Origin of the sequence: Aeromonas sp. R1-1, from assembly GCF_040908495.1 — a bacterium.
Lineage (GTDB): Bacteria > Pseudomonadota > Gammaproteobacteria > Enterobacterales > Aeromonadaceae > Aeromonas > Aeromonas veronii.
Genome location: NZ_JBFODV010000243.1, coordinates 1 through 5,913, shown reverse-complemented (window position 1 = coordinate 5,913; position 5,913 = coordinate 1). Strand labels below are relative to the sequence as shown.

Annotated in this window: 7 protein-coding genes; 5 read left to right on the top strand and 2 right to left on the bottom strand. The window is 56.9% G+C overall.

Features of this window, described 5'->3' with window-relative positions:
* The first annotated feature begins 322 nt into the window (after window positions 1-322).
* A complete protein-coding gene (locus AB5Y92_RS16465; protein ID WP_368227164.1) occupies window positions 323-1,447 on the top strand; it encodes a porin in 1,125 nt (374 codons plus the stop codon).
* Window positions 1,448-1,620: 173 nt separating this feature from the next.
* Window positions 1,621-2,256, top strand: coding sequence for a murein L,D-transpeptidase catalytic domain family protein (locus AB5Y92_RS16460; RefSeq protein ID WP_368227163.1), 636 nt, complete (start codon window positions 1,621-1,623; stop codon window positions 2,254-2,256).
* Window positions 2,257-2,333: 77 nt separating this feature from the next.
* Here the strand turns inward: AB5Y92_RS16460 and AB5Y92_RS16455 are convergent, their stop codons facing one another.
* Entirely contained in the window at window positions 2,334-2,765 is a 432-nt protein-coding gene (locus AB5Y92_RS16455) for a universal stress protein (protein ID WP_005335309.1), read from the bottom strand.
* A 188-nt stretch (window positions 2,766-2,953) separates the two neighbouring features.
* Here AB5Y92_RS16455 and AB5Y92_RS16450 point away from each other — a divergent pair, with 188 nt between their 5' ends.
* Window positions 2,954-3,697: a substrate-binding periplasmic protein gene (locus AB5Y92_RS16450; protein WP_368227162.1), complete on the top strand. Its 744-nt coding sequence runs from the start codon at window positions 2,954-2,956 to the stop codon at window positions 3,695-3,697.
* Between the two features lie 120 nt (window positions 3,698-3,817).
* On the opposite strand, the gene AB5Y92_RS16445 is transcribed toward AB5Y92_RS16450, so the two are convergent.
* Entirely contained in the window at window positions 3,818-4,270 is a 453-nt protein-coding gene (locus tag AB5Y92_RS16445; protein WP_346213212.1) for an RNA methyltransferase, read from the bottom strand.
* A 203-nt stretch (window positions 4,271-4,473) separates the two neighbouring features.
* On the opposite strand from AB5Y92_RS16445, the gene AB5Y92_RS16440 reads away from it, so the two are divergent.
* Together AB5Y92_RS16440 and AB5Y92_RS16435 are read left to right on the top strand one after the other, a co-directional pair.
* Window positions 4,474-5,565 carry a PfkB family carbohydrate kinase gene (locus tag AB5Y92_RS16440; RefSeq protein WP_368227161.1) on the top strand — a complete coding sequence of 364 codons (1,092 nt, stop codon included), beginning with the start codon at window positions 4,474-4,476 and terminating at the stop codon, window positions 5,563-5,565.
* On the top strand, window positions 5,559-5,913 hold a 355-nt coding region (locus AB5Y92_RS16435), incomplete at its 3' end, for a pseudouridine-5'-phosphate glycosidase (protein WP_368227160.1). The genes AB5Y92_RS16440 and AB5Y92_RS16435, both read left to right, overlap by 7 nt.

The following is a 5,913-nucleotide window of genomic DNA, read 5'->3' as shown; positions in this document are numbered from 1 at the left end:
AGCGAGTAATCGCGCTGTGTCCGTTTCACACCTTGTCCCATCGGGCTCTCCATTTATTAGGGGGAAAGGTGTAAACCATATTCAGGACGGGACATTGATATCAAAAAAGTCACTAGAAAATAATTCATTGAATTTAATCTCTTTTTATCTTGTCAAAAACCGTCACACCCAGTCTTGATAACGACCTCGTCACCTCAATTAAACAACGATGGATTCAGGCCCAGTCAAGGTTGGGACGCCTACCGTGTGGCTATCGGACTGTTTCCGATTTCACAGAACCGACAACAAGTTCGGAAGTGTTTACATCAGAGGAATAACGCATATGAAGAAGTCTGCACTGACTATTGCCATCTCCAGCCTGCTGCTGGCGAGCGGCGCCCATGCCGCTACCGTTTACAACCAGAACGATACCAAGCTGGAAATCGGCGGCCGTGCACAAGGTGCTTACTACGGCACTGACAACAACGGTGCCGAAGGTGACCAGAGCTACTTCCGTCTGCACGTTGCTGGCGAGACCAAGATTGCTCCCGAGATGAAGGCGTTCGGCTTTGCCGAGTACAACCTGCCAACCTCCGGTTCTGACAACGACGAGCTGCGTTATGCCTATGCCGGCATCAAGCACGACCGTTTCGGCGCATTCAGCTATGGTCGTCAGGATGGCCTGTTCACCAAGGCCGTCAACAACTATACCGACGTCCTGCCTGAGTGGGGCGGTGACGGCCTGGGCAAAAATACCGAAGTATTCGGTACCGGCCGTACCAACGGTCTGGCCCAGTACATCTACACCTATCAGGGTCTGACCCTGGGTGCCCAGTTCACCGGTAACAATGATCCGCAGAACTCTGGTCGCACTGCGACTGATAAAGATTTCAGCGTTGACCACGTAGACGGAACCACTATCGCTGATAACGCAACCTGGAATAGCACTGGCTCCAAAGAGGGCTTCGCAGTTTCTGCCAACTACGATTTCGATATGGGCCTGAGCCTGGGTGCTGCCTATAACCAGGCTGGCAAGACCGACGAGCAAGCTCGCTATGCCGCCTTCGGTGGCGACAAGGATGCCAAGCTGATGGGCTTTGGTGCCAAATATGCAACTGGCGACCTCTACCTGGCTGCAACCTACTCCCACGGTGAAGACCACCTGTTCGTCAACAACGGCTACGCCGAGAAGATGGATGGCTACGAAGCCGTTGCCCAGTACACCATCGGCAAGTTCAAGCCTTCTCTGGCCTACCTGCGCACTGATGTAAAAGATACCGCTCACGGTATCGATGATACCTACACCGAGTACGTATCTATCGGTGCCTGGTACAACTTCACCGAGAACTTCAACGCCTACGTTGATTACAAGCTGAACCTGCTGGACTCCGTAAATGGCAAGTCCACCAACTCTCTGGGCCAGAACACCGACGACGTAGTCGCGGTTGCCCTGCAGTACAACTTCTAAGTAATTGGAAGTCAGTTATACCCTGTGATACCAATGTCTACTGTTTGAATGACTTCCGGCCGCTCTGCGGCCGGTTTTTTATTGCGCCTTTTCAGCACCTTGCATATAACTATCGAGCGGATTGATGGCAATATCCGCGCCGTTGACAGGGAGTGACAAGGAGATATTCACGGATGAGACAAACGCGCGGTAACATAGACTGGCAACGCGGGTGGCTGTTGTTGCCACTGCTGTTGATATCGCTTATCTGGAGCAGCATGGCAGATGCCAGCTGGGATCAGAGCCTCTATCGTCAACTGGGTCTGGCAGGCAAGCTGGATAAACAGACCTTTCGTCAGGCACTCAACAGTTATCAAACTGTGCGCCACAAACGCAAACCCATTCTCACCATCATCGATTACAGCAAGCCATCCACCCAGCGCAGACTGTTTGTCATCGATATGAAACGCCACAAGCTGCTTTATCACACCTGGGTCAGCCATGGCCGCAACTCAGGTGAACTGGCCGCAAAACACTTTTCCAACCAGCTCAACTCCCGCCAAAGTTCCCTCGGCGTCTATCGCACCGCAGAAACCTATCTGGGCAAGCATGGCTACTCCCTGCGGCTGGACGGACTCAGCCCCGGCAAGAACAGCAATGCCCGCAAGCGTGCCATCGTAGTACATGGCGCCGCCTATGCCAGCCCGACCCATCTGCGCAAATATGACAAGCTGGGCCGCAGCTGGGGTTGCCCTGCCCTGCCCAAAGAGCAGGCCAGGGCCATCATAGATACCATCAAGGGAGGGAGTGTCATCTACGCTCACGGCTAGCGGGCACAACACCAGAAAACGCAAGGCCAGCGATCGCTGGCCTTGTTTGTTACGCTTTTCACTCTAAACGTGGCGCGTTATTGGCGCACCACCAGTACCGGACAGGGTGCATGACGCACCACAGACTCGGCGACACTGCCTACCAGCAGATGGCTGATACCGGAGCGGCCGTGGCTACCCATCACGATCAGCTCAACCTCATCCTCCTTGGCCTGAATGACAATTTCATCGGCGGCGCGGCCAAAGCGAATATCAAAGGTGGCCGGGATCGGCAGGGTGGCAACCAGCTCTTTGAGCTGGGTTCTGGCCTGACGCTCCATCTCGTGAGTGATCTCGATGGCCGTCATATGAAGGATCTTGTAACTGTCAAAACCGTGCAGTTGATCAACCACGTGGATCAGCTTGAGCTGGGCCTGATGGCTCTGTGCCATAAAAACGGCATAGTCGAGTACCGCGCGAGACATTTGGGAAAAATCGACTGGACAGAGCAGAGTCTTGATCGATGGCATAATGCAGTCTCCTCTACTGATTGGGGTGCTATTGAATCTTTACTCGATCATAACGATCCGACCGCAAATAACCCTCGACCCTGTCGCAAAATGGAGATGCGAGATGTTTTCTCCGCCCGCCGCGATCAATGCATGGTATAAATCAGGTGATAAATGCTCTCCTCACCCCTGCGAGGATAATGCTGACCATGCTGCGCATCGGTTGTTTGCTGCTTTGCTCTCTGTGTGCGATCGCCCACGCTAGCACTGCTGATATTCACGTCTATTGCGATGGCTGGCCCGGTTTCTGCCAACCGGATGGCCGCGGTATCTATCTCGATCTGGTGCGAACCATCTACCAGCCCCACGGCTATCAGATCGTGCCCCATATCGTGCCCTACAAACGCGCCGTCGCCATGGTAGCCAGGCAAGAGGGGGATATGGCGATGAGTGTCTATCGGGACGAGCTCAAGGGGGTCAAACAGCCCCATCAGCCAGCCTCCGCAGATGATGTGACCGTCTTCATGCTCAAGCAGTGGCAGCCGCAATGGCGGGGAGAGCGCAGTCTGGAAGGCGAGACCGTCCTCTGGCGGCGAGGATGGGTGCTGGATAAATATCTTCCGGTCACCATGCGATGGCACGAGATCGACAACCATGAGATGGCCCTGCAGCTGATTGGCAAGGGGCGCTATCGCTATTACCTGACCGCTGGCGTGCTGCATTCCGCCGATGAGACCCCGGCCAATATGTACCGCACCATTTTGCGCTGGATCCCGACTTACCCCATTTTTGCCGATACCGAGCAGGGCGACCGCTTATTGCATCTGTGGGATCAGGAGATGGTGAATCTGATCCGTCGCGGCACGCTGGCCGAGATCTATCGCCGTTATCACCTCTATGACTACTACCGCGACTTTCTCGAGGAGCAGGCGGTCAAGGCCGACGAAAACTGATCCCTCCATAGGGGAAAGAGAAGGATGCCGCAGCCCCGTCAACAGCGGCCACCGCCAGCAACCTGCCCATGAGCAACACCTTGTCTATTGCGGTTTGAGTCACCGTTGCCACGCCACAACTCAGGGTTGCCGGAACCCCTTCGCCAAGCGGTCATAGAGGATCACATTGACCGAGGCGGCCAGATTCATGCAGCCCTGAGTCGGCACATAGACCACATCTTTCACCGCGCCATAGAGGGCGGGATCGAGCGTACCATCCTCCGGCCCGAAGATATAAAAAGCGCGTTCCGGATGGACATAGTCGGGGAGCGGCGTAGCGCCATCGATCAGATCGACCACCACGGGAACACACCCTTCCGGCATGAATTGCAGCAGATCATCCACCCCGAGCAACGGGATCTTCTCCACCATCTGCTTGGTATCGGTGGCAAAACGGCGCGCCAGTTCGAAGCGGTTGCCGGTGTAGTAGACCTCGTCTACCCCGTAACAACCCGCAGCCCGCATCACGGCACCGACATTTTCCGGGGATTTGGGATTGACCAGCCCTACGCAGCAGAATGCTCTCTTTTCCATCATCTCTCCTCATCTTGCGGCGGCCATTATAAGCCGCTGCGGAGTCATCGACCCGTTAAAAGTACCTCGCCAGGCTCAACGATTCGTCGCCCCATCACGGATGTCGATTTTTTGTGCGCAAGCCGACAAATCTTGTACAAGCCGATAGCCAGCAAACGTTTCCCAGCAATAATAGACAAACGTTTGTAAATGGATGTTTGTCTATGACTGAGCGTGAACAAGAGATCCTCGCCCTGCTGCGTCAGGATCCCATGATTGCCCAGCAGGAGCTGGCCGATCGCCTTGGCATCAGCCGCTCTGCGCTGGCCAGCCACATCTCAAGCCTGATCCGGCAGGGGTATGTGCAAGGCAGAGGTTATGTACTGCGAGAGGGCCCCTACGTAGTGGTGATCGGCGGTGCCAATATGGATATTTGCGGCACCAGCCACGACAACCTGCTGCTCGGCGACTCCAACCCGGGCAAGGTGCGCACCTCGGCCGGTGGTGTCGGCCGCAATATCGCCGAGAATCTGGCGCGGCTCGGCAGTGATACCCGGCTGCTGACAGCGGTCGGCAACGACCAGTATGGTCACCATCTGCTGGAGGTAAGCCAGCAGGCCGGCGTCGATGTGCGCCAGACCCTGGTGCTGGACGGCCACGCCACCTCCTGCTATCTCAGCCTGCATGATGGCAGCGGCGAAATGAGCTGTGCCATCAATGACATGGCCATTATCGAGCAGCTCACTCCTGCCCGCCTGACCCCGCTCGGCGGCTTTCTCGGCAGTGCCCGGCTCTGGGTGCTCGACACCAATCTGGCCATTCACACCCTCGACTGGCTGTTCGAGCGGCAAGGTGAGCACGCCATCTTTGTCGATACCGTTTCGGTGGCCAAGGTGGAGAAGATCCGCCCCTGGCTCGGCAAGATCCACACCCTCAAACCCAATCGCAGCGAAGCCGAGCAGCTGTGCGGTATGACCATCGCCGGGCCCGAAACCTGGCCCATGGTAGCCGCCTGGTTCCACCGCGCTGGGGTCAAGCGGCTGTTCCTCAGTCTGGGTGAACAGGGGATCTTCTACAGCGATGGCGAGCAGCAGGGTCACCTGCCGGTACTGGGTAGTCCGGTACTCAACGTCACCGGCGGCGGGGATGCCTTTATGGCTGGCCTCGCCCACGCCTGGCTGCAACAGCTCGACATTGCCCAAACCACCCGCTTTGCCCTGGGCTGCGCCGCCCTCACCGTCAATTGTTCCGATACCGTTTTTTCCGGTCTGAGCAAGACCGCCGTTGACCGCATACTGGAGGAGTACTCATGCTGAACGCTTACCTCGATATCCAACCGGAAGTGGCTGCCGCGCTGGCTGCCGGCAAACCGGTCGTCGCCCTCGAATCCACCATCATCTCCCACGGCATGCCCTATCCACAGAACGTGGAGACGGCCCGTCAGGTTGAACAGGTGGTGCGCGATAACGGCGCCATTCCGGCCACCATCGCCATCCTCGATGGCCGCCTCAAGGTGGGTCTCGATGCGAGTGCGCTGGAAGCGCTCGGCCGGGCAGGCCACAGCGTGACCAAATGCAGCCGCCGCGACATTCCGTTCGTACTAGCGCGCAAGGGGATGGGGGCCACCACGGTCGCCTCGACCATGATCATCGCCGCCATGGCGG

What these genes read in the sequence shown, in the direction of transcription:
- AB5Y92_RS16465 (WP_368227164.1), top strand. Translation starts at nt 323, where the DNA reads ATGAAGAAGTCTGCACTGACTATTGCCATCTCCAGCCTGCTGCTGGCG.
- AB5Y92_RS16460 (WP_368227163.1), top strand. Translation starts at nt 1,621, where the DNA reads ATGAGACAAACGCGCGGTAACATAGACTGGCAACGCGGGTGGCTGTTG.
- AB5Y92_RS16455 (WP_005335309.1), bottom strand. Translation starts at nt 2,765, where the DNA reads ATGCCATCGATCAAGACTCTGCTCTGTCCAGTCGATTTTTCCCAAATG.
- AB5Y92_RS16450 (WP_368227162.1), top strand. Translation starts at nt 2,954, where the DNA reads ATGCTGCGCATCGGTTGTTTGCTGCTTTGCTCTCTGTGTGCGATCGCC.
- AB5Y92_RS16445 (WP_346213212.1), bottom strand. Translation starts at nt 4,270, where the DNA reads ATGGAAAAGAGAGCATTCTGCTGCGTAGGGCTGGTCAATCCCAAATCC.
- AB5Y92_RS16440 (WP_368227161.1), top strand. Translation starts at nt 4,474, where the DNA reads ATGACTGAGCGTGAACAAGAGATCCTCGCCCTGCTGCGTCAGGATCCC.